Annotated in this window: 23 protein-coding genes and 2 pseudogenes; 9 read left to right on the forward strand and 16 right to left on the reverse strand. The window is 49.4% G+C overall.

What is annotated here, in order from left to right; all coding sequences use genetic code 11:
- The first annotated feature begins 350 nt into the window (after positions 1–350).
- The 3 genes and pseudogenes from AB6T85_RS23800 to AB6T85_RS21700 all read left to right on the forward strand — a co-directional run bounded on the left by AB6T85_RS23800 (position 351) and on the right by AB6T85_RS21700 (position 2,647).
- On the forward strand, positions 351–557 hold the full coding sequence (locus AB6T85_RS23800; RefSeq protein WP_502092372.1) for a four-helix bundle copper-binding protein: 207 nt from the start codon (positions 351–353) through the stop codon (positions 555–557).
- A gap of 313 nt (positions 558–870) precedes the next feature.
- A pseudogene (umuC, locus tag AB6T85_RS21695) lies at positions 871–1,914 on the forward strand (translesion error-prone DNA polymerase V subunit UmuC); the annotation flags it as partial.
- A gap of 34 nt (positions 1,915–1,948) precedes the next feature.
- Entirely contained in the window at positions 1,949–2,647 is a 699-nt protein-coding gene (locus AB6T85_RS21700) for a hypothetical protein (protein ID WP_369896657.1), read from the forward strand.
- Between the two features lie 16 nt (positions 2,648–2,663).
- On the opposite strand, the gene AB6T85_RS21705 is transcribed toward AB6T85_RS21700, so the two are convergent.
- The 9 genes from AB6T85_RS21705 to AB6T85_RS21745 form a co-directional block, all read right to left on the reverse strand.
- A complete protein-coding gene (locus tag AB6T85_RS21705) occupies positions 2,664–6,329 on the reverse strand; it encodes a hypothetical protein (protein WP_369896659.1) in 3,666 nt (1,221 codons plus the stop codon).
- A gap of 117 nt (positions 6,330–6,446) precedes the next feature.
- On the reverse strand, positions 6,447–7,274 hold the full coding sequence (locus AB6T85_RS21710; protein ID WP_369896660.1) for a hypothetical protein: 828 nt from the start codon (positions 7,272–7,274) through the stop codon (positions 6,447–6,449).
- A gap of 8 nt (positions 7,275–7,282) precedes the next feature.
- Positions 7,283–8,077 carry a phage tail protein gene (locus AB6T85_RS21715; RefSeq protein WP_369896662.1) on the reverse strand — a complete coding sequence of 265 codons (795 nt, stop codon included), beginning with the start codon at positions 8,075–8,077 and terminating at the stop codon, positions 7,283–7,285.
- A complete protein-coding gene (locus AB6T85_RS21720; protein WP_337016513.1) occupies positions 8,077–8,637 on the reverse strand; it encodes a hypothetical protein in 561 nt (186 codons plus the stop codon). Before AB6T85_RS21720 ends, AB6T85_RS21715 begins: the two co-directional genes overlap by 1 nt.
- Positions 8,638–8,640: 3 nt before the next feature.
- A complete protein-coding gene (locus AB6T85_RS21725; RefSeq protein WP_337016515.1) occupies positions 8,641–9,135 on the reverse strand; it encodes a baseplate protein in 495 nt (164 codons plus the stop codon).
- Positions 9,136–9,143: 8 nt separating this feature from the next.
- Complete coding sequence (locus tag AB6T85_RS21730) at positions 9,144–9,725, reverse strand: hypothetical protein (RefSeq protein ID WP_369896664.1); 582 nt, start codon at positions 9,723–9,725, stop codon at positions 9,144–9,146.
- Positions 9,726–9,767: 42 nt separating this feature from the next.
- Complete coding sequence (locus AB6T85_RS21735; RefSeq protein WP_369896665.1) at positions 9,768–10,478, reverse strand: hypothetical protein; 711 nt, start codon at positions 10,476–10,478, stop codon at positions 9,768–9,770.
- A gap of 15 nt (positions 10,479–10,493) precedes the next feature.
- Entirely contained in the window at positions 10,494–12,056 is a 1,563-nt protein-coding gene (locus tag AB6T85_RS21740) for a phage tail protein (protein WP_369896667.1), read from the reverse strand.
- A gap of 42 nt (positions 12,057–12,098) precedes the next feature.
- Positions 12,099–14,084, reverse strand: coding sequence for an Ig-like domain-containing protein (locus AB6T85_RS21745; RefSeq protein ID WP_369896669.1), 1,986 nt, complete (start codon positions 14,082–14,084; stop codon positions 12,099–12,101).
- A 156-nt stretch (positions 14,085–14,240) separates the two neighbouring features.
- On the opposite strand from AB6T85_RS21745, the gene AB6T85_RS21750 reads away from it, so the two are divergent.
- Both AB6T85_RS21750 and AB6T85_RS21755 read left to right on the forward strand, forming a co-directional pair.
- Positions 14,241–14,627: a hypothetical protein gene (locus tag AB6T85_RS21750; RefSeq protein WP_337016522.1), complete on the forward strand. Its 387-nt coding sequence runs from the start codon at positions 14,241–14,243 to the stop codon at positions 14,625–14,627.
- Complete coding sequence (locus tag AB6T85_RS21755; RefSeq protein ID WP_369896671.1) at positions 14,624–14,902, forward strand: hypothetical protein; 279 nt, start codon at positions 14,624–14,626, stop codon at positions 14,900–14,902. Before AB6T85_RS21750 ends, AB6T85_RS21755 begins: the two co-directional genes overlap by 4 nt.
- 696 nt (positions 14,903–15,598) lie before the next feature.
- Here the strand turns inward: AB6T85_RS21755 and AB6T85_RS21760 are convergent.
- From AB6T85_RS21760 to AB6T85_RS21775, 4 genes are all read right to left on the reverse strand, one after another.
- Positions 15,599–16,303 (reverse strand): RepB family plasmid replication initiator protein, encoded by a 705-nt coding sequence (locus AB6T85_RS21760; RefSeq protein ID WP_369896687.1) that lies wholly within the window; start codon positions 16,301–16,303, stop codon positions 15,599–15,601.
- A gap of 503 nt (positions 16,304–16,806) precedes the next feature.
- Positions 16,807–17,331, reverse strand: a complete 525-nt coding sequence (locus AB6T85_RS21765) for a hypothetical protein (protein WP_369896673.1) — start codon at positions 17,329–17,331, stop codon at positions 16,807–16,809.
- Between the two features lie 279 nt (positions 17,332–17,610).
- Positions 17,611–17,895 (reverse strand): PAAR domain-containing protein, encoded by a 285-nt coding sequence (locus tag AB6T85_RS21770; RefSeq protein ID WP_369896674.1) that lies wholly within the window; start codon positions 17,893–17,895, stop codon positions 17,611–17,613.
- Complete coding sequence (locus tag AB6T85_RS21775) at positions 17,895–18,116, reverse strand: crAss001_48 related protein (RefSeq protein ID WP_369896675.1); 222 nt, start codon at positions 18,114–18,116, stop codon at positions 17,895–17,897. The genes AB6T85_RS21770 and AB6T85_RS21775 overlap by 1 nt, the downstream gene beginning before the upstream one ends.
- 387 nt (positions 18,117–18,503) lie before the next feature.
- Here AB6T85_RS21775 and AB6T85_RS21780 point away from each other — a divergent pair, with 387 nt between their 5' ends.
- Both AB6T85_RS21780 and AB6T85_RS21785 read left to right on the forward strand, forming a co-directional pair.
- Entirely contained in the window at positions 18,504–19,139 is a 636-nt protein-coding gene (locus AB6T85_RS21780; RefSeq protein WP_337016371.1) for an AAA family ATPase, read from the forward strand.
- Positions 19,132–19,338, forward strand: coding sequence for a plasmid partition protein ParG (locus AB6T85_RS21785; protein ID WP_337016373.1), 207 nt, complete (start codon positions 19,132–19,134; stop codon positions 19,336–19,338). Before AB6T85_RS21780 ends, AB6T85_RS21785 begins: the two co-directional genes overlap by 8 nt.
- A gap of 146 nt (positions 19,339–19,484) precedes the next feature.
- Here the strand turns inward: AB6T85_RS21785 and AB6T85_RS21790 are convergent.
- The 3 genes and pseudogenes from AB6T85_RS21790 to AB6T85_RS21800 form a co-directional block, all read right to left on the reverse strand.
- Positions 19,485–19,675 (reverse strand): annotated as a pseudogene (locus tag AB6T85_RS21790) (phage integrase family protein); the annotation flags it as partial.
- A 234-nt stretch (positions 19,676–19,909) separates the two neighbouring features.
- Entirely contained in the window at positions 19,910–20,125 is a 216-nt protein-coding gene (locus tag AB6T85_RS21795) for a hypothetical protein (protein WP_369896677.1), read from the reverse strand.
- Between the two features lie 88 nt (positions 20,126–20,213).
- Complete coding sequence (locus AB6T85_RS21800) at positions 20,214–21,167, reverse strand: FitA-like ribbon-helix-helix domain-containing protein (RefSeq protein WP_369896678.1); 954 nt, start codon at positions 21,165–21,167, stop codon at positions 20,214–20,216.
- 603 nt (positions 21,168–21,770) lie between these two features.
- Between AB6T85_RS21800 and vapB the strand changes: the two genes are divergently transcribed.
- Both vapB and AB6T85_RS21810 read left to right on the forward strand, forming a co-directional pair.
- Positions 21,771–22,001, forward strand: a complete 231-nt coding sequence (gene vapB, locus AB6T85_RS21805; RefSeq protein ID WP_369896680.1) for a type II toxin-antitoxin system VapB family antitoxin — start codon at positions 21,771–21,773, stop codon at positions 21,999–22,001.
- Positions 21,998–22,414, forward strand: coding sequence for a type II toxin-antitoxin system VapC family toxin (locus AB6T85_RS21810; RefSeq protein WP_369896681.1), 417 nt, complete (start codon positions 21,998–22,000; stop codon positions 22,412–22,414). The genes vapB and AB6T85_RS21810 overlap by 4 nt, the downstream gene beginning before the upstream one ends.
- The last annotated feature ends 339 nt before the right edge of the window (positions 22,415–22,753 follow it).

The following is a 22,753-nucleotide window of genomic DNA, read 5'->3' on the forward strand; positions in this document are numbered from 1 at the left end:
CGTTGTTACTGTTTTTCCGGGATGTGTAGTGCATTACCCTCAATATGCTGTGTTGTCTGGTAAATCTTTTTAAGGCTGAAATCAGCCGGCCCGCCTGACTGTGGCGGGCTTCTTTTAAAACTCTTTTTCACCCAAAAATATATTACCGTCTTTATACAACACTTTTGCAGCAATCCATATTTTGTTCCGGGCTTCCCATTTCTTCGCATTTTACAACGAGAAGAGGAAATTATGTCTGAACAATATCGCAACTGCATTGAGGTCTGTGATATCTTCGCTACAACATGTAATTACTGCGCAATGCCCCGCCTGAAATAAAAATCTGGGAATGATGCGCGAATATCATCCGGATGGACATGCGGTTTGCCAGCATCTGCCTCCTGGCAACTGAGCTGATGATCATGGGCAGCGAATTCGCAGCTCAGATTTGTAAGGCTTGCGCAGAGGCGAATCCGAAATGCGGTGATGAGCGTTCAAAATATGAGCATTTTATGAAATATACTGAGGCCTGCTACAGTTGTGCTGAGAAGTACAAAAATAGCAGCCTGACCGACTAAGACGCTACTTACGGTAAGTTGCGTCTGTCTCATTCTGTCCGGTGATTTGATATATTCTCCCGGTGTCGACCGGGAAAGTAACTGTTCTTACCCGGGCAGCCATCCAGACAGAAAGTAAAGGCAGAGCTTCTGCCCGAACTTTTTAAACTGACCCCATTGAATGGTGCAAAAATACAAGCATATTTTAACAGCCAGTCCTTACCTGTGATCTCTGGTTTATCCACAAAAACGGGGGATAACTTCTGTATAATTAACGTACAGACTTGTAGTGTGCATCTTTTCAGAAAAATTTAAGCCTGGTGTTGAATTTCCATTCCACATAAATGCCGATATGAGTTTGCGCGTTATGACAATCTTAGAAGAAATGGCGCCTAAAACTGAGGTTTACAGCATTGATGAAAGTTGGCTTTATCTGAAAGGCATGGAAAATTTGGTGTCATGGGAAGAGTATGGCCATCAGGTCCGTGATCGTGTCCAGTGAGAGGCTCATCTCACGGTAGGCGTTGGTATTGCGCAAACTAAAAACCTAGCAAAATTAGCCAATTACGCTGCCAAGAAGTGGTCAAAGACCGGGGGAGTTGTTGCGTTAACTGATCCTGCGCGCCAACGAAAGCTAATGTCCCTTGTAGACGTCTCGGACGTCTGGGGAATTGGCTCTCGCATGAGCAAGCGCCTGAACAGTATGGGGATCAAGACTGCCTTAGATTTAGCTAATGCGGATACTAACCTGATAAGGAAAAATTTCAATGTTGTGCTTGAACGGACTGTCCGCGAACTTCGCGGCGAGTCGTGCCTTGAGCTTGAGGAAACTGCCGCGACGAAGCAGCAAATTGTATGTAGCCGATCATATGGCGCAAAAGTAACGGAAAAAGAAGATGTGCGGCAATCATTATGCACCTTTGCTGAACGCGCGGCAGAGAAGTTACGCAGTGAAGGCCAGTTTTGCAAAACAGTAACGATCTTCTTCCGAACCAGCGGCTACGATGCGAAAGGTGCATTTTGTGGGCGCCAGGGAACAACAAAATGTCAGGTGCCAACTAATGATACTCGTGACATCCTGAGAATGGCGATGGAAGTTTTCGAGCAAGTCTGGATTCAGGGGCCGCGCTACGCGAAGGCTGGTATTATGCTAGGCGATTTTTACAATAAGGGTGTCGCCCAGCTGGGGCTATTTGATGAACACCAGCCTAAAGCTAATAGTGAGGCATTAATGCGCGTTGTAGATGGCTTAAACCAGTCTGGTAAAGGCACACTATGGTTTGCTGGCCAGGGTATTCAGAAAACATGGCAGATGAAGCGGGAAATGCTCTCGCCTGCTTATACAGCTCGCTTCTCAGATTTACCGAAAGTAAGATAAAAAGCACTAAAAATAATAAAGACAAGGAATATCTATGAAACTTAGTTTTAACCTTCAGCATTTTACCTTTTTTTGCACTGGTGCATTAACGATTATGCTAATCGATGTTTATGTTTTTTCTGATTTCACGGCACCTGTTATCACAGCAACTACTGCCTCTATAACTTTATTAATCGCTTTAAAAACCGCTGCTAAAGTAAACAAATGGCTGGATGATAAAATTAAGGATAAAAAGTTCGAACAGGCTCATAACTTCTATGAAGATTTACATAGATTAACTGTATCAATAGCTTTGCTAAAATCATATTTAGATGCTTTAAGGCCAATCCAGCCTCAAAAGTATATATTGAATGATGGAGACTTGATTAACGACTTAGCCATAGCTAAGGAAAAACTTGACGAATCGAACAGACTGCTAACTGAGATTGCTATTTATGAGAATTACTTTATAGGTCTAAAAATAAAACTAACAAAAAATGAAGCCCATTCTAAATTTTACTCTTACGCAGTAAAAATAGTCAAACATGCGGAATGCTGCTTAGCCGCTTATAATAACATTATCGACACAAAAGAAAACAGCACCATTCCTCATGCAACTTACATATACCATCAACAAAATCAAATTTCATTACATAAAAAAGGTGTAAAATATTACCATGACACCTTTAATTATATTTCAACCGGGTTAGCGAGAATTGAATTTAGCAATATGTTTGATTTAAAAGGTGGCTAAGTAGCCACCTTTTAAACTAGCTAAATAATTTATCTAAAGAGCTATCCATAATAGATAAGGGTATATCTTTACGCGGAGATGGCTGTGCCGTCTCTGTTGTTCTATTTGGATTAGCACTTATCTCTTTCTTCTCCGAGTCTTTTTTCTCTACAGCTTTAGCGATACGCTCCAGCAAACTGGTTTGTTGATCGTCGCTACCGCGCGAATCTTTATCACGGCCTGTTACCGGCACAACACCACTGGCAGCCAGATCTGTTACAGGTGCTGGCGGTGTTGTAGAGAATGAACTGATCGCCCCGGACGTCAGCGCACCCGCCTTGTTACCCAGCGCGCTTGATACTGTATCGCTCAGAAAAGAAAACGGCGTATCCTGCATCAGTCCGCCAGTTAGGCCGGATACCAGCCCGCCGACACTGCTACCGGTTTGCCCGGCTGCCCATTGCACTGGGTTATCAACATCAACACCCATGCTTGTCAGGGTATTTTTACCGGCATCGCCCAGCACGTCGAGAGATTTGCCGCCAATGTCCTTTAAAACATCGACAGTAGAGCCTAACCAGCCCTTATTGGCTTCACCTTCGGCCTCCTGAATATTAGCTGGTGCCGTTTTGCCTTTGCTAACACTGCCGTTTGAAGAAACCAGGCGAGGCTTGTTAAGCTCACTAAGAGGGACCACATCATCAACTGGCCGCGCAATGCCCACCAGCGAGCCATCAACGGCTTTATCCTCTTCGGCTTTAGAAGAAGCAGTAGCTGATGTTGCACCGTGCGTAGTTAGTGATTTGCCGATGTCGTCCGGGTTAAGTGCGGCGCGCGCCATGCCCACAGGGACTTTATCACCAGCTGGCAGTGTCAGATTCTTATCTGGCGCACGTATACGAAGTCCTTCAACGTTACCGAATACTTTCCCCAGCTGTGCATCGCTGTAATCGCGGAATTCACCCAGCTTCGACATTGACGTATCCCATGCCGCGCCACCGAGATCTTTCGCACCATCCATTAGTTTATCGGTCAGCGTATATCGCTCTGGATTTGCGCGCTGATCCGTGCTGGCCAGTGCCGCGAGGCCCTGTGATGTACGCTGCTTATTCAGCTTCTCAAGCGTCTCAGCATTGAATTTCCCCTGCCACTTGCCACCCTGCCGCGAGCCAATAGCTGTTTCTATGAACCGATTCGAAACTTGTGGATTTCCGCCCTCAATAGTCGCAATTTGACGAATCATGTTCGACATTACGGCTGGATTATTGAGGTCCAGGGTTTCATTATCTTGAACACCAAGTTTTTTAGAAAGCTGCCCTATATAAGCTTCCGTGTCGTTCTCATTATTAGGTGCAAACTGCGTGATAATGTCCCGAACGTTCGTCAGTTTTTTATAGTTAACCGCTTTACTTGTGCCATCGGCATATCTACTCAACTGGTTCGCCAGTCCGCGCATCCCCTCTTCCGGCGAATCATATTTGGCAAACGTCTGTTCGCCTTTAGCATTTGCGGATTCGAGCGTAGCATCACTTTGGCCAACGTATTTAATATTGCCGAAATTGTTATTACGGAAACTGCGGTTAGCGGCATTTGAGCCACCAATATTTAAATCGTCAGACATGATGTTTGCGGTCGGTTCAGAAATTGCCTGAGCCATACCGCTCTGACCTTCTTTCGGCGCTGCGCCGGGCTGGGCAACTGGTACTGCACCGCCGTCAGTCAACGATTTATCCAGCTTGCTGATCGCTTCTGTCGTTTGTTTTGTACCATCACGGATCGCATCAATCTGTTTGTCGTTCCCGGATGAAAAAGCATCTTTAACAGTGCTAACGCCGCCATCGAGTGACTTTGCAATGTCGCCTGTATCAAAGGTTAGCTTTTCTGCTACACCATCAAAGCCGAGAGCGCTCGCGCCTTTGGCCAGAAGCCCGGCACCGCCAGATACTAAGCCTCCCATATTCAGTACGTTTGCCGCTGTATATTCTGCTTTCTGACGGCCGGTTACATCCTGGCTATCGCCTATGCTGAACGCTTCTTTTTGGCCCGCTGTATCAGCGTAACCATCTACGGCATCCATACCAGCACCAATAACGGTGCCAACGATCGGCACAGCTTTCAGCGCGGTTTTAGCCAGGGCCTTTTCAGCGCCTTTCTTCAAAACCTCTTTTTCGGCTTTATGTGCAATCTTGTCCCCGGCTTTTGCCTCAGCCTTTTTCGCAGCTTGTTTTTCGGCGTCTGCTGTAGCTGCCTGCATAGGCTCTGCTGCGGATGTCAGTTTATCACCACCGGTAAGGACTCCTTTTACCGCTGCGGCGCCGGTCGCTACCGTTGCACCAGCTGCCATCGCAATCTTGGCCAGCTTGCCTTTACCTTTAACTTTTTTCGGCGTTGGGGTTTTTCCGGGTTTACCGCTTTTTCCCGGACGGCCAATGTCAGGGACATTTATTGACTCACCTCCGCCACCAATCAGGCGTTTAAGTAAATTCAGGATGGCGCCGCCGCCCAGCGCCGCAGCCAGACCGGATAAAACTCGCGTACCAATAAGTTTGCCCAGGGCTTTGGCACCAATAGCGCCCAGCAGCTTACCTGTAAAACCACCACCCGCTTTTTTTTCGCCGCGAGTGTTCTCTGCTATCTCCTTGAGTTCTTCAATAATGGTGCGATCATTTTCAACCAGGGCTTTATTCTGATCGCGGACCATTGAAACGACGTTATTACCTTTGTTGGACTGGTAAGCTCGCTGTGATTGTGTCCCTCCGTTTGTAGTAACGTCCGGGAAGCGAATAGGATCGGCAGATACAGTACCTTTACCCGCTTTTTTGCGACTATTCCACTCGTCGAAATTTACAACCTTTTCTCGCACACCCTGCGTCAGATCGTAAATTTCTTTGCCTGCGCTCCACAAAACGCCGCCTGTCGCCGAACCCGCGACATTGACCAGCTCATCACCCTGTCCTTTTTTGCCGCCCAAGACACTGCTCAACTTTTTAAAGAGTGAGCGGGTTTCGGCTTTCTCCTGACGGTCCTCGTTTTTCTGACTTTTTTCCTGAGACGTAAAGCGGCCATTAGCGTCCCGTTGATGCGGTGACGATAAATCTTGCTTTACGATTGCATCTGGCTGCCACTTACGTGCATTACTGATTTTTTGGCTTACTGTGTCATCTTTTGGCGCAATAGTAATATGATTTTCGACATTATTTGTCTGCGTTAAAACATTCTCATTTGCTGAGTTACCAGTTTCATATAACCTTTTTTCAGCTGATTTAATCGCCTTTGCAGTAATATCGGCCGCATCTACTGCTGATAGCCCGCCGCTACTGGAGACTTTAAAGGACCTACGCTGCTTAATGGCTGATTTTCGATTGCTATTGTCATTTTTTTTATGTTTTGCGCCAGGCAATCGCCGATTCAATTGCGGGAGATGCCTGTCACTACCGCCCGTACCAACACGTTTAACTGGTAAATAATTGCCATTGTCAGTTAATTGATTGTCATTTCCTGCATTTCTTCGTGAAAGGATTGCATTTAAAATCGCTTTGTTACTTTTATGAAGGTCTTCACCGGGTGAGGGATTGGCACGGTTACGCGCAATAACGGAACGATGAATATCTTTAAGTAAAGCCAGCTCCTTCAAGCTGGCATGATCGATAGCGTCAATTATGGCCAGCGCATCGTAACTTTGTTGCTGTCGTGGAATTGCCATGCTTATTTACCAGCTGCGTTCTTGAGCATTTTCTCCAGGTCCTCACTCATTTTAGGTATCCGCCACTCAGGAAGTTTATGGATGCCTTCAATGCTTTGGTGTCCGTAGAAAGCGAGGTTATGAATCAGCGTTAGCCATGAGTCCAGCGAGCGACACTGGAAGGTACTTGATAGCCCGAAATGGAAAGTACAGCCGCGTTGTCAGCCTCACTCCCTCCTTAGCCTTTTCAGGGCAAACATGAGGTGGGGCATAAAGCATCGGCTGGCCATCCTGGATCACGATCGGCAGGCCGTGACGCAATGACTCCTGCATCGTACGGACGCTGGCTACTAAGGGGGCAAACTCTGTGTATTCCTCCATTGTCTTAATGAGCGAGTAGCGTTTTTCTCCGGCTTGTTCAAAGTCCTCCGGGTCATCCTTAAGCTGCGTCTGCAATACGATCTCAACCAGGCGCACATTCTTCAGCTCATTGCGGTATGCCGGGGAATCTTTCATTGGCAAACGGTTATACATGGCCTGCAATCGCTCCATGCTACGTCCGTCCAAAGGCTTCAAGATCCACTCTACCGGCTTGCCATTCACCGGAATGGATACCTCAATACGCGGCGGCACCTGTAAAAGTTCAAGCTCGCCGCCCAGGTCCTTCATGTCAAAAGTATGCTGGTGCAGCTGGTGGCAGTGGCCACAGGTATAGCTAAGTGAATGACCATGCTTCATGCGGGTATTCATCCAGATCCAATACAGCGCCGCGCGCCGGTCCTGGACAGTCCACATCGCGCTATCGTTTACTTCGCCAATTTGTACTGTATTCAGGTAACGCGTCGTGAATTCTTCCTCGGTTTCGGCCGTTGCATCGCCAAATTCCAGCGACTCTTCTACGGTGTGCGCCCGGAAACGTAATTCAATGTTGGGATTGGAGGGTAAAGGCAGCGGAGGAATAAACATGATTGCTCTCAGAATTTAATGATGGAGGATACTTTGCTGCCCAGGTCACTACGGGCGCTGCTTAATGCATTACCAGCAGCACCAACGATCGCGCTGGTGGCTATTCCCGTCAGACTGGTATCAGCAGAGGAATAGGAGACGAAGGTAAGCGGGTATGATAGAAACTCACCAAACTGGTCATATGCGCGAGTGGTTGAGCCGCGCTCAGTTGGAAATACCTTCATTTCCCGATCGAGGATTTTCGAGCCATCAAACCCCACGCGGTACACACGAATCGACATGGTGTAGTAAGGCGATAAGTTAAGCGTCCCATCCGGGTTAATAACGCGCGCTTTGCGGGCATCAAACCAATTAGCGATTTTACCTTCCTGCGTATCGCGGACGGTCAGCGTGACCGTGCCAGCTGATATGTGCGTGGGCTTATTGAACATCACGCCGCCAATGATTTTCGCGTCTGTTTCTACGGTTCCTGCTCCATAGGTAACGTCTTTCACGAACATGAAGAGATCTGTCATGCCGTCGGCTTCAACGACAAACTGCCAACCCTGCGCATACTGTATTTTCATAGCCATCTGCAAAATAGTTTTTGCATATGCCATATCGCGCGTACTGCCAGCTTTGCCGTTAACCATGCCTCCGCTACCACCAGCGAAGCTAACGCCACCCAGCGCGGCGCTGAGAGCCTGCCCGACCACATTGTTAGCTGTGCTCTGGAGTTGATTTGTCAGGTTGCTTGTAAACTGATTCGCTGTATTACTGGCGAAATTTTTAGCCGCGCCAGAAAGACCGTCAAAGATGCCCATTAGCCCCCCATAATTAGCGCACCGCTGTAAACCATCGCGCGATGGGCACTCATATTGGTTTCGAGGTCCATTTTTCGCTGATAAAGCGTAGCTTCGTCTGGTAAACCGCTGGCGTCCAGCTTACCGGCAATGCTTACCCGGCGCTGGCGCTCGATATTAAGCATGGCGATAAGAATTTCGAGATAATCCATGACCAGTGCGCGAATCGCTGGTGGAACGATCCATTCATCAAGCGGCCTGTCACTCAGGTTAACCAGATAGGTGAGGGTAAGCGGAAATTGCTCATTACCCAGCAAATCCAGCTCAATGGCCGTGCCGTAATCTGCGCTGTAGACCAGCACGCTGCGGTTATCTGTCACGCCCACCAGCGACAGGTAATCTTCAGGGTAAGGCAGGCTTGCGCCCACCTCTTTACCAATACGGACACGCCCGATATGACCGGCGCGATCTTGATACGCCGACAGGGCCTGCTTAAGTTTGGATTCAAGCGTCGCCTTTTCCGTCACAAGGAGCGGAGTAAAGCGGCTTTTCACCTCTTCAAGAAGATTGTTCGGCGTCATTAATTACACATCCACCCAGTTATAAACCACGCGCAGACTTGGCTTAACTACGGCCGTCATATCGTCAGATGAAAGGTCTACTGCATCAGAGAAAACCAGGCAGTGTGACAACGTGCGAGAAAGCCCCTTTGCGTCGCCGCTATTGGACTCAGCCGCCGCCTGAACCTTCACTGTGACATACTTTTTGTTAAGCACGATTTCGCGTACCGCCGCCAGCACCTTGCCGTCGATCGTTTCGGAGCATTGCATCGGCATTTCGCCGTTATTTTTATAAGCGCCGTACTGAGTCATTGTCATACCGCCTGGAAGTGTATCTTCCACCTGCTGGCGGGCCTGCTCGGGCAGCTGCGCGGTACGGAACAGGATCGAGATACCTTCATAGCCTTCAATCGTTGCCCAATATTCGGCGCCAAGCAGCTTTTCACCGGCTGCAATATTTTGATCCAGACGCTTTTTAAGAAAGCCCATATCGGCTTTTGAGTTGCTAAAACCAGCCATTAATTACCTCAAATAAACATTAGTGGAATATCAGAGCGGTTCTGCGCTGACATGCCGGAAATACGAAGGTTTACAGTGTTTTGGGTAAACATCCCCGTCAGTGTTTTAGGTGCATCTAACTCGAAGCTGACAGACTGGATAACCGCGTCCATCAGTTTGATGCGTCGCCCGATGTCGAGCACAACAGGCTTTGGACGTCGACCGCCTGGCACAAACTCTTTAAGCTCAGGTGACGCCATCTGCATCAGCGCCGTTATCGCGTTATTGACTTCGATTTTGGCGTCTACCGTGGCCATAAAATGCAAAACCAGGTTGAATTCTGGTGGCTTGTGGCCTTCCCAAACCATCAGCGAGTTAATAAGCGATTTAGAGGTGTTGGTGCTGGTGGCCTGTACCGCATTCACGACAGTTGATAGCCCGGCGATCGAGCCTACGGTGTCATTCTCGAAAGGCGACACCCACATGCTTTCAAGCGAAGCTGAACTGCCTTCACCGATGTAACCAACAACCATCTGTCCTTCATCAACAGAGGTGATGTAAGCCTTCAGGAAGGGACTCACGCCGTCCGGCATAATCGCGCCACAAATCACATAACCCCCTGATACCCGCCGACCGTGCGGCGGGCGAATAAATTACAGACCGCGCTTCTTACGGACCTTCATCGACTTGCGAAACGACATGCGCGCCGCTGCTGAGTGCGATTTGAGGCGATTTTTCTTGAGCGCCGCACGCTGCTTAGCGGTTTGGCGTAGCGGGCGGGGGCGCTTTTTCTTCAGCACGACCTGACCAGCGCGCACAACCTTAATATTGGCTTCCAGCATGGCGTCATCGTTACCAGAAACGCTGTACACTGCGATCGCTTCGTCTTCATCATCGACATTGCCGGTAATCGCATCAGCAACGTTGATCGCCGCGTCATCGTCGTCTTCATCAATCATCGTGGTAATATCGTCCTGATCAGCACCAAGAGAACCGGCCGCGTCTGCCAGAAGTGCCAGCCAGCGGTTATATTCGTCGACCTGTGCATCAGTGATTTCGTCATCGTTTTCGTCGTCGTCGATGCCCGCCAGTCCCAGCGCCAGGCTATCAAAACCGTCAGAAGTAGGATCGGACTCGCCCGCCCAGCTGATTACCGTTGCCGCCGCCGTGCCGCGCTCGTCCTGCTTATTTTTCTGCTGGACGGCTTCAAAAATTGCATCAGACAGTGGTTTCTTCTGGCCGGGCTGATCCGGCTGATTTTCTTTTCTGCCACTGGACTCCAGCATTGCTGGATCGGCAGTTGTAGCCTGCGGTGCGCCGAAGGCACTTTTCAGAAGGCTGTCAGTAGTGTTTACGTTGAACATTTTTTGTTTTACCTGTTAGCGGAAAAGAATTGGCTGAAGCATCATGCGGCGGCCGACGCCGGTAACGGACAGGGAATAGGAGATCTGCCAGTAGTCGAAATCCAATTTTTCCACTTCGACCACGTAAGGTTGATCGCCCTGGCTGGCATCTGAAGGCGCCACAAGCGCTTCTGCGGCCACAAAGCGGTCAAGGAGGGCAGGCAGGCCGTCTTCCCAGCCTTTGCGGGTAATGCCGTCGGGTTGATGTTTAAGTTCCATACCCAGGGCGTAGACGTAACGAGCAATGGCATTGCAAACAGAAACTACGTGCTGGAATCGCTTGTAGTTGTTCTCAGTGCAGGCTGTCAGCGCATCATCGATCACGATGCCGCCGCCATAACTGGCCACTACGTTCAGGTGAGCGTCAGCAAACTCTTTGCGGTTAATCGCCCCAGCTGAAGCCAGCGGCTTAATTTTCTGACGAGTTAATTTGCCGCGCTGCGCGCCTGCCGGGGAGTAATGCCACCCGCCGACATCAGCCACCAGGGCTACGCCTTTGGCCTTTGCCAAAAACGCATCACCTGACAGGCCAAAAACGACCTGAGTTTGGCCAAGCGGATCACGGCAAGACATCGGAAAATAGTAAAGGGTAATATTTTCATTGCCGCCGAGGCTCAGAGAGGTCATTTCCTCCAGCGCTTTCGCTGCGGTAAGGCGTGGGTTGATGTCGCCGAAAGCGTCAACACGAACATCTTTAGCCAGCGTGGCCAGTTTGGCGATCACAGAAGCGTCGTAGATACCTAAAGTCAGGATGGCGGTGTATTCCACCAGCGAGTTCTCCAGCGCAGCGATCGGGGCGTCATAACTTGCCGCCGTCAGCTTTGACGGATCGCCGTCATCACCGCCGATAAAGGCCTGGTTCTGAAAGCCCGCGTAATCTACCGGCAGGGTGGCATCGGGTGCGATCAGACACTGGATTTTAGAAAGGTTGTTCTCCAGCACATCATGGATAAAGGCGCTTTCACCCATATCATCCATCGCAACCGGCGACAGTGAAACCTCGTATGTTTCGAGTGTGCTAACGGTGCCCATAGAGTCTGTGGACTTCAGCATCAGCGTGAAATAGCCAGCCTTACCTTTTACCGGGAGCATGCTCAGCGAACGGTTATCAGATTTATGGCCATCATCTGCGTAAAGCGTCATCAATCCACCTTCCGGCAACTCGATGTCCGTGCCAAAGGCTGTTGCGCTGGTGGTCACTTCAACAGTGTCAGCCTTTTTGACAACGTTAATAGCGGGAATTTTCATCCCCGGAAGCGGTACACGGACCACATAACCATTGCCGCCGGTTACTGCGATCGCAACGTGGCGCATTGGTTCAAAGTGCTCGCCTTCCAGCGGCCGATAGGCTTCGCCCAGCACGGATTTATAATTGTCCGCATTGATCGAGAGAATCGTATTTGGCTTTCCGGCTTTGGCAATGACGACACCTGCAAAGATGGACTCATTGCCGCCTACGCTGCCCGTAGTAGCGTCAGCGTTAATAGGGCCGACGGCGATTTGCGATGCGCTGCCGATTGTAAAAGCAATTTTCTGCATTGTTTCACCAGATAAAGCGCCCTGTTACGGGCGCTGTAAAAATTAAACAGTCGCTTTAACTGTCACGGTGGTAACAGCGGTATGGCCATCATCTTCCGTGGTCAGCGTTACGTCAGCGGTGCCTGCACCCAACGCTTCCAGTTCGTTGTTAGCATTAACCCTCACAACCGCTGCATCGCTGGAAGTCAGCGTGTAGTTCTGGTTAGTCGCGTCAGCCGGTACAAAAGTCGGCGTCAGCGTGAAGGTGGTGCCAACGGTCGCGGATTTGGTCTTAGGCGTCATCGTCACGCTCTGAACAGCAATGGTGGCGGTGGAAGCCGTGCTTACACCGCCATCAGGCTTTCCCACGTAATTACCGTCAATCGGGTTAAGCGCGCCTGCCTTTTTGTTAGTCAGCTTCAGGCGGGCAAAATAGGAGTGACCGTTACGCGGGTGAACCTCGTTCAGAGATACGCCCCACAGCGTTTGACGATTAACCAGACCAGAGGTGGTCGGATGGGTAAACGGAATAGGCGGGATCGCATCACCGGCAACCATGCCAGCTTCGCCGAGGTTATCGCCTCGCGAATAGAACAGGATCTCGCTTGCATCGAACGGATAGCCATCAGCGCTCATTTGTTCACAAACTGGCGACGGCACTTCAAAAATGCGGTAGGTGCCAAACAGCGTGCCCATAAACTGCACGTAGGTTGACTCCACGTAACCTGGTGCTGGCGTGAACAGGGAAGCTGGCAGGGATTTGATGAACGTTGCAGCCTCGCCACCAGCAAAGCCGCCACGGATGCCGTATTTAAGGGTACGGTCGCGGATGTCGCGGGAAATGCTGCTAACACGCGTTTTAAACAGCTGACACCACGACTCCCAAACTTGCCCTTCCGGCAGCGCGGTATCGAACTCATAATCCCAGATAGTGTGGTATGCCAGCTTACGCAGACGCTTCATGTCGATCTCATGCGAAGACCATTGCGTCAGGGAGGTGAACTGCATAGAAGCCAGATCCAGACCAAATTCACGCTGCAAGTCCATCATGGACTGAACGCTGTGTTCAGCTGCCAGCACATACTGCGACGGCTTCATCAGGTGCTCTTTCATCGCCTGGTTAATAACAGGGATGATGTCTGGCGCGTTTTCGACGTCAAGCTCTGCCTGGATAGCGATTTTCGTGCCCTTCGCAGGCGCGTCACGGAAGGTCAGAGTAACTTCGCCTTTGGCATAATCGATCGCCCCGGCGATGATGTATGAACCACCTTTAGGATGTTCTTCGTTAACGTTGATATTGCCATCACCATCGTCAAACGCTTTAAACAGAACACGGTCAATAAGAATACGGACACGGCCTGCTTTGATGGGCATGGATTTAGCTTCATGATCCGCAACTTTGATTGCGTATTCGACCTTAGTGCCGTCAACAGTTGCAGTATCCAGCATGTAAATGCGGCCCATCTGCGAAAAAACACCACTCGATAACTGGTCCATGCGTTGCCCTTTTTTAAAGGAACCCATGTCGTTGCCAGCAATGTTGTAGATTTCATAGAACTTATTTTCGTCACGCTCTACGGGCATGAACGTACACATATCACCAGTTGCTGCGCCCAGCTGTGACGGCAGAACCATCGCCATGAAGATTGCCTGCTTCAGCACGCCCTGGCTGGTGGACATATCTTTTGAAACAGACTCAAGCATCGCCGCGCCGTCGCCTGAAAACTTCACGTCAGGTTTAGCAACAGATTTGATCAGGTTGTTCATGGAGTTGTAGGCGCTGGCCAACAGGTCAAACGGCGGATTTACACCACGTTGTTTAATATAGCCACGCACTGAAGCGGCCCACGGCACCGCGATCTGGCGCACCGCCAGTGGGTCAACCGATTCAAACATCGGATCTTCCATTGCTGCGTTGGTAATAGCCTGCGCCTGCTGGTCAGCGGTCATATCCGCGCTAAGCGGGACGTGAGCAGTAAAGGCCAGCACGTTACCTGCCAGCTTCGCGATGTTTTTCTCGTGCTTATGGAACACACTAATATCAGACACTTTTTTACCCTATCTATTTGCAAGACAGGGGTACTGCTTTCGACGGAAAGGAGTTTATCGAAAGTGAGTTATTACGATTAACGCAAAAAAATATGCTTTTTTTTATGCTGACTCTGTAAACTGATTCTATTTATCTAATAGGAGAATAGAAAACACATGCGCTATACGGTCTACGTTCAATACTCCAATGGGGCGAAGGGAAACAGTTACACAGAAGGCACTAAGGCAAAAATCTTCCAGTGGTTTACCCAAATCCTGAGTAATGACGATCTCCGACAGACGGCACAAGCTGTGATCATCGAGCAGCCGCGAGGGGAGGTTTACCGTTATGACCTGGCAAGCGGTGCGCCCGTGCCAACCTATGCCGATATTCCGTGGCCACGCCCAGGCCGGTCCACGCTTATCGAAGGGGGCCGTAGTGTGTCGGCGTTTATTACAGAGGACGAACAGGAATACGTGAGGAAGGCTGGCGGCGGCAATTTTAGCCGTGGCATCCGCAACCTGGTTAATGAGCTGAAGGTTTTAAGACAGGTGCAGGCATGATCACAATTGACTATCTGAATGGCCTGGATAATTTCTTGCCAACTTATCACTGCGAAGAAGATCTTAATGCTGAGGAAGTCAAGGTGCTCGACTTTATCAAACGCCACGTAGGGGAATCAGGCCGTTCAATCCCTCTTGGCAAGATCATCCGTGAATTCGGTAAATACAACCGCATTATGGACACTCAAACCTGGCATTGCACGCCACTGAAAGAGATGATGGATCGCGGAGCGGTAGCGGCGGTTAAATTCAATACTCCGGCATTTATCCAATAACCCTGGGAACCCTCTCTTAATCATACACTGTATGAATACCATGCCTTAAAGGGCAATTTCTACATATGCTTTAATGCTGGTGGCCATACACCAGCAAAGCCACCAGCGAGCCTCTTATGCGCTTATCTGCCGTCCAAAAAAACACCCTCTTTCTGCTGCATAGCTTTGCCGAAAAAAATCGCCATACCATACGCCAGCGCGTGCTATCCAAGATTATTACCGGACAGGGCATAACTCTGTTTCCGAATAACTATCGCGCATCCTGCCTCACGCTACATAGCCATCAGCTGGTTATACGCGAGCGAGACGACTCTAACCGAACCTGGTTAACGATGACTGATACGGGAAGGGCCCTGGCAAAACAGATCTACGATGAACGAACGGGCGTAAGCAGTAAGGTGTAATATTTGCCCTCAATAAGCCAGTGCCTTAGAGGCATGTGTAGGATTTGCCCTCAATACAACTTATGGGCAAACGCAAGGTGTAGGATTTGCCCTCATATCACCATACTGGCTGGCATCAGGTGTAGGATTTGCCCTTAGAGCACCATGCGAAATGTAAAAATTGCCCTCGGCACGCTATGCCAGCAAGAACCAAGTGTAAAATTCGCCCTTACTGTGTCCCTTGGGCAGGCTTGATATGTAAGATTTGCCCTCTCTAAAACTAACGAAAGCGTTAAAAGTGTAGAAATTGCCCTTAGTTTTGTTGATAGGTAAACTGGAAAGAAACAATTCTATTACCTACTTTTTTCTCACTATAAGTTATTGTCATATGGGCTTTTTCTTTGATTTCCTTAATGGCCTTAAGCAAGAATCCACGCTTAAATTCAGCCATCTTGGTGTAAGATTTAGGCAGCCCGTAACGCTCAATCATCCACTCAACGCCCAATATAGCGAAGCCTGCACCCTCAGCATTTTTGTATTGGCATAGCGATTCATACAGTCGAATAGCATAGGGGTTAGTAATTCCCGCTACGTCTTTGATTTTTATCTTAGTAAAACGTTTTTCGAGAGAGGTAAAGAACGGCATAAGGTAGGGGTTCAGGTGAACAATGTATGTGCCGCGACGCGGTGAATAGGCCTTTTTAATCATCCAGGGATAAACTTCACTCCCTTTTTCAGCACCAACATCTTCTTCAGGGCGAAAAATACATACTTCTTTCGCCGCAAATCCGGCCAGAGCCGAACGAATATCTTTACTGGCCTCGGCTGAGGGCAAATTATACATCTCAGCATACTCGGCAACAGTAAACTCACATAGACCCGCTGACTGATCGCCGCCTTTGGTGGCATTACGAATCCGGCCAACAGCGAGAAAAAGAATGCGCTTCTGATCGCGTGTTAAATGATATGCTGCTTCAGTCATTTCGTTGGACTGAGCAATGATCTTGCTAACTGGCATTACTGACTCTACCAGTGCCAAAACCTGCTTATTTTTATCCACTGAATTCTGTTCCATAGGTCCGTGTGAGTAACTTATAAGGTTGAGGGCAATTTCTACATGTTCTGAGGGCAATTAATACATATGCTGAGGGCAATTACTACACTTATTGAGGGCAATTTCTACATCTAATGAGGGCAAATCCTACACATTGATCTCTCGCAGGCCGCATGTAGCAAGGGCTGGCGGGCCACTAAAAAGGTTTAAAAATAGAGAAAAATATATAAAAACAATTAAAAATATCTCAGTGGATAAGTGGAAAAGCTTACGGAAGATGAAAATTTAGGAAGTGCGATCCTTGAGGATCTTCGACGAGGTAACTTTAGAAAAGGCCCACATACGTAGGCCTGGCGGGTTATTCTTCTACAGCCCCATTCAAACGATTTACTGTCATGTTGTGATCGTTTACCTGTGTAAGGCTGTTGATAAGCGCAGGCAAAAAACGCTCCGGGTAATCACCATATTTACCTAACACTACTTCCGGCATAACGCACATCTGCGCGGGCAGAATCACTGGCTTGCGTTCCTGCTCTACCAACACGGTATTTTTCGTTAAAGGCTCTGACTGCTTCATCATGCATCCGTTTAACATCAATGGGAATACTGCCATTAGCGCCGGGATCACCTTGTTGCGCGTCACGCATATGCTTCCGCAATTCATTGTTTTCACGTTCTGTCTCTTCAAGTTTTCTTGCGTTTGCCAGATGTTCTGCATCCAGTTGAACGTATTTCTTTTCTGCATCGGCCTGACCACGTTGTGCCGCTTCCAGAGATTGTTTTAGAAGCTCATTATCCTGTCTTGCGACTCCTAATTTCTCGCCACTGCTTTGAAGGCTGTTTGCCTGCGAGGCAATAATCCTCGCCTGGCTGGTGTAAATGGCATATACCGCTCCACCAGCCAACACGCCGACGATTACCAACAGGATGTAATGTCTGGCATTTTTAAACGTCGAGGTGGCCATCCATGCCGCCTTAATCAAAGTCCACATTCAAGCCTCCATTAAAATCGCCTGAGACGCTCGCTGTTGCGATAACAGATTTACCCCATCCCGTTGCCCAATTTTTCTTACTGAAGCACTTAGAGACTCGCTTACAGCGTTTATGAGCACATTTAGTCGCTACGCCTCTACCACCAAAGGGCACCAGATTTACGAATGATAAAATCTTCTCTGAGAGCCTTTTTAAGAGGGGGATGACGTTTAGTTGTGCAACACTCACAAATAAGCCAGATCGTCGCTTAGAGAAGCTTTCAGGCATACAGTTAAGCATCAGCTCACCTGTACCAGCGCATCGCCTGTAGCAACAGTTGATCCACATGAAACTGGATCATCAACGCATACGACGCCTTTTCCATTAACAGTCAGCCAGGGGCGAGTCGTAACAGCTTTGCCGCCATGCTTCTCTGTCCCATCTGAATGCTCAGCAAATGCGCAACCATCAACCATCACAGGAACGCCATTAATCCTTAGCAATGGCTCGCCTTCAATGTCAGCACGAGGGGGAAAATTGCCATGACCGGAACAAACCGAACCCTGAATAGCGATCATGGCCATTAAGCTTTCTGCTCTGCTCGTTCAATCCGTTTTACTAACAGGCGCAGGTAATCATTCATAGTGGCCAGCTGAACCTCAAACAGCGTGCGGTCTATACGAGACAACTTCAGGTATTCAGCTTTGGTTGCAAAGGCACTCGCTTTCTCAATACGGGCTTTAAGCTCCGTCCGTTCTTCGTACATTCGCTGCACGTATTCTGGAAAGTCTTTCTCTCGAATCACGTCTTATCTTCGTTAATTAGTGGCGGGAAACCTTATCTAAAGTGAGTTTTTGAGCGCGTCTACGTTATGCCTGAAAGGCGCCAATCGTGGGATATACAGGTAGGAAGCTACCGCCTTTCGCTATTAGATAAATAGATTTACAATGTCACAATCTACTTATATAATCATGTAATTATATAAGTACATCATCTTGTGATGATAAGAGGATCATAGTTTGACGGTGTAAGTGTTAAACAGTCTACTCTGCGTGCTATGTTGTACCGAGTATGCTGCGCGTTAAACAGGCAATGGCCTGATGCAATAATGATTTAATCCTGTAATTACATAATTACATAATTATATGATTATGTAATCGTATAATCTTAAACTCATATGATTGAGGGTTTCATGGCAAGGATTATCAGTTTTCTTAACCCAAAAGGTGGGGTGACTAAGACCACTACTTCTATGGGGGTGTCAGCCGGTATCAAGCGTCGCGGTTTTAAAAATGGTCTATGCGAATCTGATTTTCAGCTAAGCATCGGTAACTGGTATGTCGAAGGAGTTACTGAGTTCGACGTGATAGCTACCACAACTGAGAAAGCCATTTACTCGATACCAAAAGCCCTTAAAGAGTACGATTACATCGTCATTGATGGCTTGGCCAATAACATGGCTATGACGGCAGCAATTCTCATGGTGTCAGATTTGGTTATTGTGCCCGTTGCGCCTTCACCAATGGATTACGCTTCAATGTCAGCTCTGCTTGCCGCCATTGAAGCACGCCAGGCTTTGAAGCCGCTCGATGCGCGTTTCCTTATCACGAAGAAAAAAGAAAGAAGCAGGCTTACAAAGATGCTTCGTGAAGAACTAAAGGGGTTAGGGTTGCCGATTATGAAAACCCAAATATCAGATTCTGAAATCGTCAAATATGCAACTGCTGAGGGTAAAACCATTTACGACGATCGCAGTAGTGCAGCCTCAAAACCTAGAGGTGAAATTGACGTCCTGACGAAAGAAATTTTGGAGATACTTAATGGCTAAAATGGAGCTTGGTAATCATGCAGGCACTCAAACTCTTCTTGATGCTTTGAAGAAGGGAAGCGGGGCTACAAAAAAGCTACAGATGAACATCCCTGAAGACCTGCATAAAGAATTCAAAATGGCGTGCCTGATGGAAGGCAAGGAAATGACCGAAGTATGTCTCGAGTTGGTTCGTACTTGGTTAGCACAGCGCAAATAATCATATAGTCATATGCTTATATGATTGTATGATTGTATGATCATGTAATCATAGGATTACATGATTGCAGGATTGTATACTCTTATGATTATATAATTTCTTACGGTAAGGCCCGCATTTTGCGGGCTTTTTGCTATCTAAAGGGTTAGAGAGGCCAGCTGCACGTAAGGATAAGGCTGCACCGGGCTGAAATTTGCCCGAGTCAGCGCCAGCGTCTCGTTAATTCGTGCCCTAGTGTTCCACAATGTTGTGAACAGAATCTTGCGGTGCAAATCAGGTACATAATGCAGCAGTGCACTGACTTCCGCTGGGGGTACTCGTCGTGCTGCGCCGCCATCTGGCACAGCGCCAGCGCGACGGAATAATCGATGGTCACGGGCAGTTGTATGGGCGGCTCAGAGTAGCTCTAGGGTACAATGCCAGTCATGATGGTGTTCGTATCCTTATATCAACAGCGATGCTTCCGCCGGCTCGGCAGGGGAAAATAACTTACGCAAGCTACTTTACCAACGCCTTTATTTCCCGCCCGAATGTAAGCATCCTGGCAGAACCGTCGGCAAATACGATCGGTTCAAGTTTGCCGCATATTGCTCTGGCGCTCTTCAATCTGTCCGAGCTTGAATCCGGCCATGCTGAAGTTGCCCTGTGATAAATAGTTCCCGGCTTCCTGCCAGCCGGCGGCGCGACCAGCATAGTCCACGTGGCCGGCATGAACATCATGCAGCTGCCCGCTTAGCGCCTGCGGAAGCCGGCTCCAGCTTTCGGGCTGGTTAATATTAATATGCATTGCTCACCTTTTAGCGTGCCTGTACGATCGTCAGGGGACGTGACGGGGAAACCCGTTATGGTTTACCGGTATTCCCGTCACGCCGTATTTATTTGCTGCCCATTCTGGCTGCGGGTACCGCGTCGGCGCCTCTGCTCTCGCGGCCGCCGAACGGCGTGTCCCGGATCTTCTCAAGGTCAGCTTCCCAGCCTCTGAACCAGCCGTCCGGATCCTGTCCGCTGAACAGCTGCTGCAGCCAGCCTGCGGTGTTACGATAACGGAAGTTCTGGAACCAGACGGGGTGATGCTGTCCGACCACGGACCAGAAGTCGAAGTCGAGGTCGGCCGGCGTCCAGTCAAAAGAATTCATGGCGCGGTCCGCGCAGTGCGTTTTCAAGAACAGCATGAAGCCCAGCAGCTTACCGTGACCGGTTCCGCCCGAACCGTCCTTACAGAGTTTGAACTCAGCGGTCACTGCGCCCTGCTTCATATGCCCCGTTTCCGGGTGAATACGTAGGCAGAGCAGCGTACCGTCGTGGCGCCCTTTGCTTATCCGGATGAACTCAAAGACATACCGGGCGTCGTCGCCGGTAGGCCGGAAAAAGTCGTGATAGTCCATGCCCAGGTTGACCGTCGGAAATGGCGGTTCTCTGCCGCCAAGCAGCCAGCTGGCGTCGGCATCCAGACATGCTGCTGTAGCATCGGCAAGCTCAATCGTCAGCTCTTGGCGTCCTTGCATGATATCCATCAGCAGGCCGGGCGAGGTGTTCACCTGTCTGGCGAGCCGGATAATCTCGGAGAGGCCCGCTTTATTGCCATACCCGGACATGTGGAAATAATTATCCTCTGTCAGCCGGTCAAGCAGCCAGCTCAGACGTCGCCCGGTTTCCCGCTGCCAGCGTTCGCGTCCTGACAGAACCGGTTTATCTTGCCCCGGCGGCGGATAGGCCGTCGCCAGCGCCATTCTGATCTCGCCTTCTAGCGAGCGCTCATTTTTCATTGCTGACTGTTCGATGCGCTGATAAAGCGCGTCGTCCACGTTGCGGGCTTGAATTTTCGCCATGAATCAACCTTTATTCCTGATGTATGCGGCAAACAGCAAATTGCACAAAAAACAGAATGCTTCATATGAGAAAATAATAGGTAACAGTGTATTCATTATGAGTCAATAAGCATCCATTGGTAATAAATGCGCAGTGATAACCATAGAAACTGTTTCACTACGCAATTACTGCAGCACCTTGTCCGTCACTTCCGACTTTTTCCGGATACGGCCTTTTCCGGAAGCCTGGTACGGATGCTGCTCCGGGTAAAGCCCCGCCAGGCCGGGCACCATCACCGCTGCAATCCCATATCTGGTACTTTCGCAGCTGTGGCAGGCGCTACATATAATATTGCGCGCAGAATTTCGACATCGGGAAAGAAAGATCCGGTTCTGTCCTTTTCCGGATCCGTCATGAAAAAGAGAGCAATGAGTATATGTTAAACATCTGCATATACCTCACATCTGCATATGTCACGCATACGCATATGCAAATCATCTGCATATACTATACCTATACATGCATCAGCTTTCTGCATATACTGGACCTGTGCAGACCTGTTATGGCTGCACAAAAAGGCCGGTAACGGCAGGGTGTCGTAAACACGTCCGGAAGGAGTAACTATGCGAACTGTATCTGTATTCAAAAACGGCAATAACCGCGCCATCCGTCTGCCCCGGGATATGGACTTTGAAGGCGTCAGCGAGCTGGAGATCGTCCGGGAAGGGGACAGCATCATCCTGCGTCCCGCCCGGCCGACCTGGGGCTCGTTCGCCGGCCTGGAAAAGGCCGATCCGGACTTTATGGCCGAGCGCGAGGACGTTGTCAGCGACGAAGGGCGATTTGACCTGTGAACAAAATTTACATGCTCGACACCTGCATCTGCTCGTTCATCATGCGCGAGCAGCCGGACGCCGTACTGCAGCGCCTGGCGCAGGCGGTGCTGCGAAATCAGCGTATCGTGGTCTCGGCCATCACCTACTCCGAGATGCGCTTTGGCGCCACCGGCCCGAAGGCTTCGCCGCGCCACACTGAGCTGGTTGACGCGTTCTGCGCCCGCCTCGATGCCATCCTCCCCTGGGATCGCGCCGCGGTCGACGCCACCACGGAGATTAAGGTCGCGCTACGTCTGGCCGGGACGCCGATCGGCCCGAATGATACGGCCATTGCCGGGCATGCCATTGCGGCCGGCGCCGTTCTGGTGACAAATAACACGCGGGAATTTGCGCGGGTGCCGGGACTGATGCTGGAAGACTGGGTTAATTAAAGAAGAAGTGCGTTGAGGTAACGAAACTCCGCTTTGTGCCAGATATAGTCATTCGAACCCTGAGGGTTACACTTTTAAGTGATTCAGGGTATGCGCTTACTGGTTACGAATATTGTGCCAGAATCATGTGATTTGATGATTGCCGCTTTGCTTTCGAGCCAGTAAGTGCTCCACGTTCGCTAATGAATACTCAGGGCATGCAGATAAACTGCTGACTATATTTCTTTCGAAGGGCGTGGAATGCATACCAATCCCCGGTTAAAAGGAGTTGGTGATGACTGCTATAGATCAGTTTGCTGCTCATGTTGGTCTGGAGTGGGCGGATAAAAAGCACGTTGT

It is taken from the genome of Erwinia aeris (assembly GCF_041224955.1).
In the GTDB taxonomy this organism is placed as follows: domain Bacteria; phylum Pseudomonadota; class Gammaproteobacteria; order Enterobacterales; family Enterobacteriaceae; genus Erwinia; species Erwinia aeris.

Coding starts and splice junctions, on each gene's coding strand:
- AB6T85_RS21755 (WP_369896671.1), top strand. CDS start 14,624: ATGATCACAATTGACTATCTGAATGGCCTGGATAATTTCTTGCCAACT.
- AB6T85_RS21735 (WP_369896665.1), bottom strand. CDS start 10,478: ATGTTCAACGTAAACACTACTGACAGCCTTCTGAAAAGTGCCTTCGGC.
- AB6T85_RS21725 (WP_337016515.1), bottom strand. CDS start 9,135: ATGGCTGGTTTTAGCAACTCAAAAGCCGATATGGGCTTTCTTAAAAAG.
- AB6T85_RS21720 (WP_337016513.1), bottom strand. CDS start 8,637: ATGACGCCGAACAATCTTCTTGAAGAGGTGAAAAGCCGCTTTACTCCG.
- AB6T85_RS21710 (WP_369896660.1), bottom strand. CDS start 7,274: ATGTTTATTCCTCCGCTGCCTTTACCCTCCAATCCCAACATTGAATTA.
- AB6T85_RS21760 (WP_369896687.1), bottom strand. CDS start 16,303: ATGCCAGTTAGCAAGATCATTGCTCAGTCCAACGAAATGACTGAAGCA.
- AB6T85_RS21780 (WP_337016371.1), top strand. CDS start 18,504: ATGGCAAGGATTATCAGTTTTCTTAACCCAAAAGGTGGGGTGACTAAG.
- AB6T85_RS21765 (WP_369896673.1), bottom strand. CDS start 17,331: ATGTGGACTTTGATTAAGGCGGCATGGATGGCCACCTCGACGTTTAAA.
- AB6T85_RS21740 (WP_369896667.1), bottom strand. CDS start 12,056: ATGCAGAAAATTGCTTTTACAATCGGCAGCGCATCGCAAATCGCCGTC.
- AB6T85_RS21770 (WP_369896674.1), bottom strand. CDS start 17,895: ATGGCCATGATCGCTATTCAGGGTTCGGTTTGTTCCGGTCATGGCAAT.
- AB6T85_RS21705 (WP_369896659.1), bottom strand. CDS start 6,329: ATGGCAATTCCACGACAGCAACAAAGTTACGATGCGCTGGCCATAATT.
- AB6T85_RS21785 (WP_337016373.1), top strand. CDS start 19,132: ATGGCTAAAATGGAGCTTGGTAATCATGCAGGCACTCAAACTCTTCTT.
- AB6T85_RS21800 (WP_369896678.1), bottom strand. CDS start 21,167: ATGGCGAAAATTCAAGCCCGCAACGTGGACGACGCGCTTTATCAGCGC.
- vapB (WP_369896680.1), top strand. CDS start 21,771: ATGCGAACTGTATCTGTATTCAAAAACGGCAATAACCGCGCCATCCGT.
- AB6T85_RS21700 (WP_369896657.1), top strand. CDS start 1,949: ATGAAACTTAGTTTTAACCTTCAGCATTTTACCTTTTTTTGCACTGGT.
- AB6T85_RS21715 (WP_369896662.1), bottom strand. CDS start 8,077: ATGGGCATCTTTGACGGTCTTTCTGGCGCGGCTAAAAATTTCGCCAGT.
- AB6T85_RS21795 (WP_369896677.1), bottom strand. CDS start 20,125: ATGCATATTAATATTAACCAGCCCGAAAGCTGGAGCCGGCTTCCGCAG.
- AB6T85_RS23800 (WP_502092372.1), top strand. CDS start 351: ATGGACATGCGGTTTGCCAGCATCTGCCTCCTGGCAACTGAGCTGATG.
- AB6T85_RS21750 (WP_337016522.1), top strand. CDS start 14,241: ATGCGCTATACGGTCTACGTTCAATACTCCAATGGGGCGAAGGGAAAC.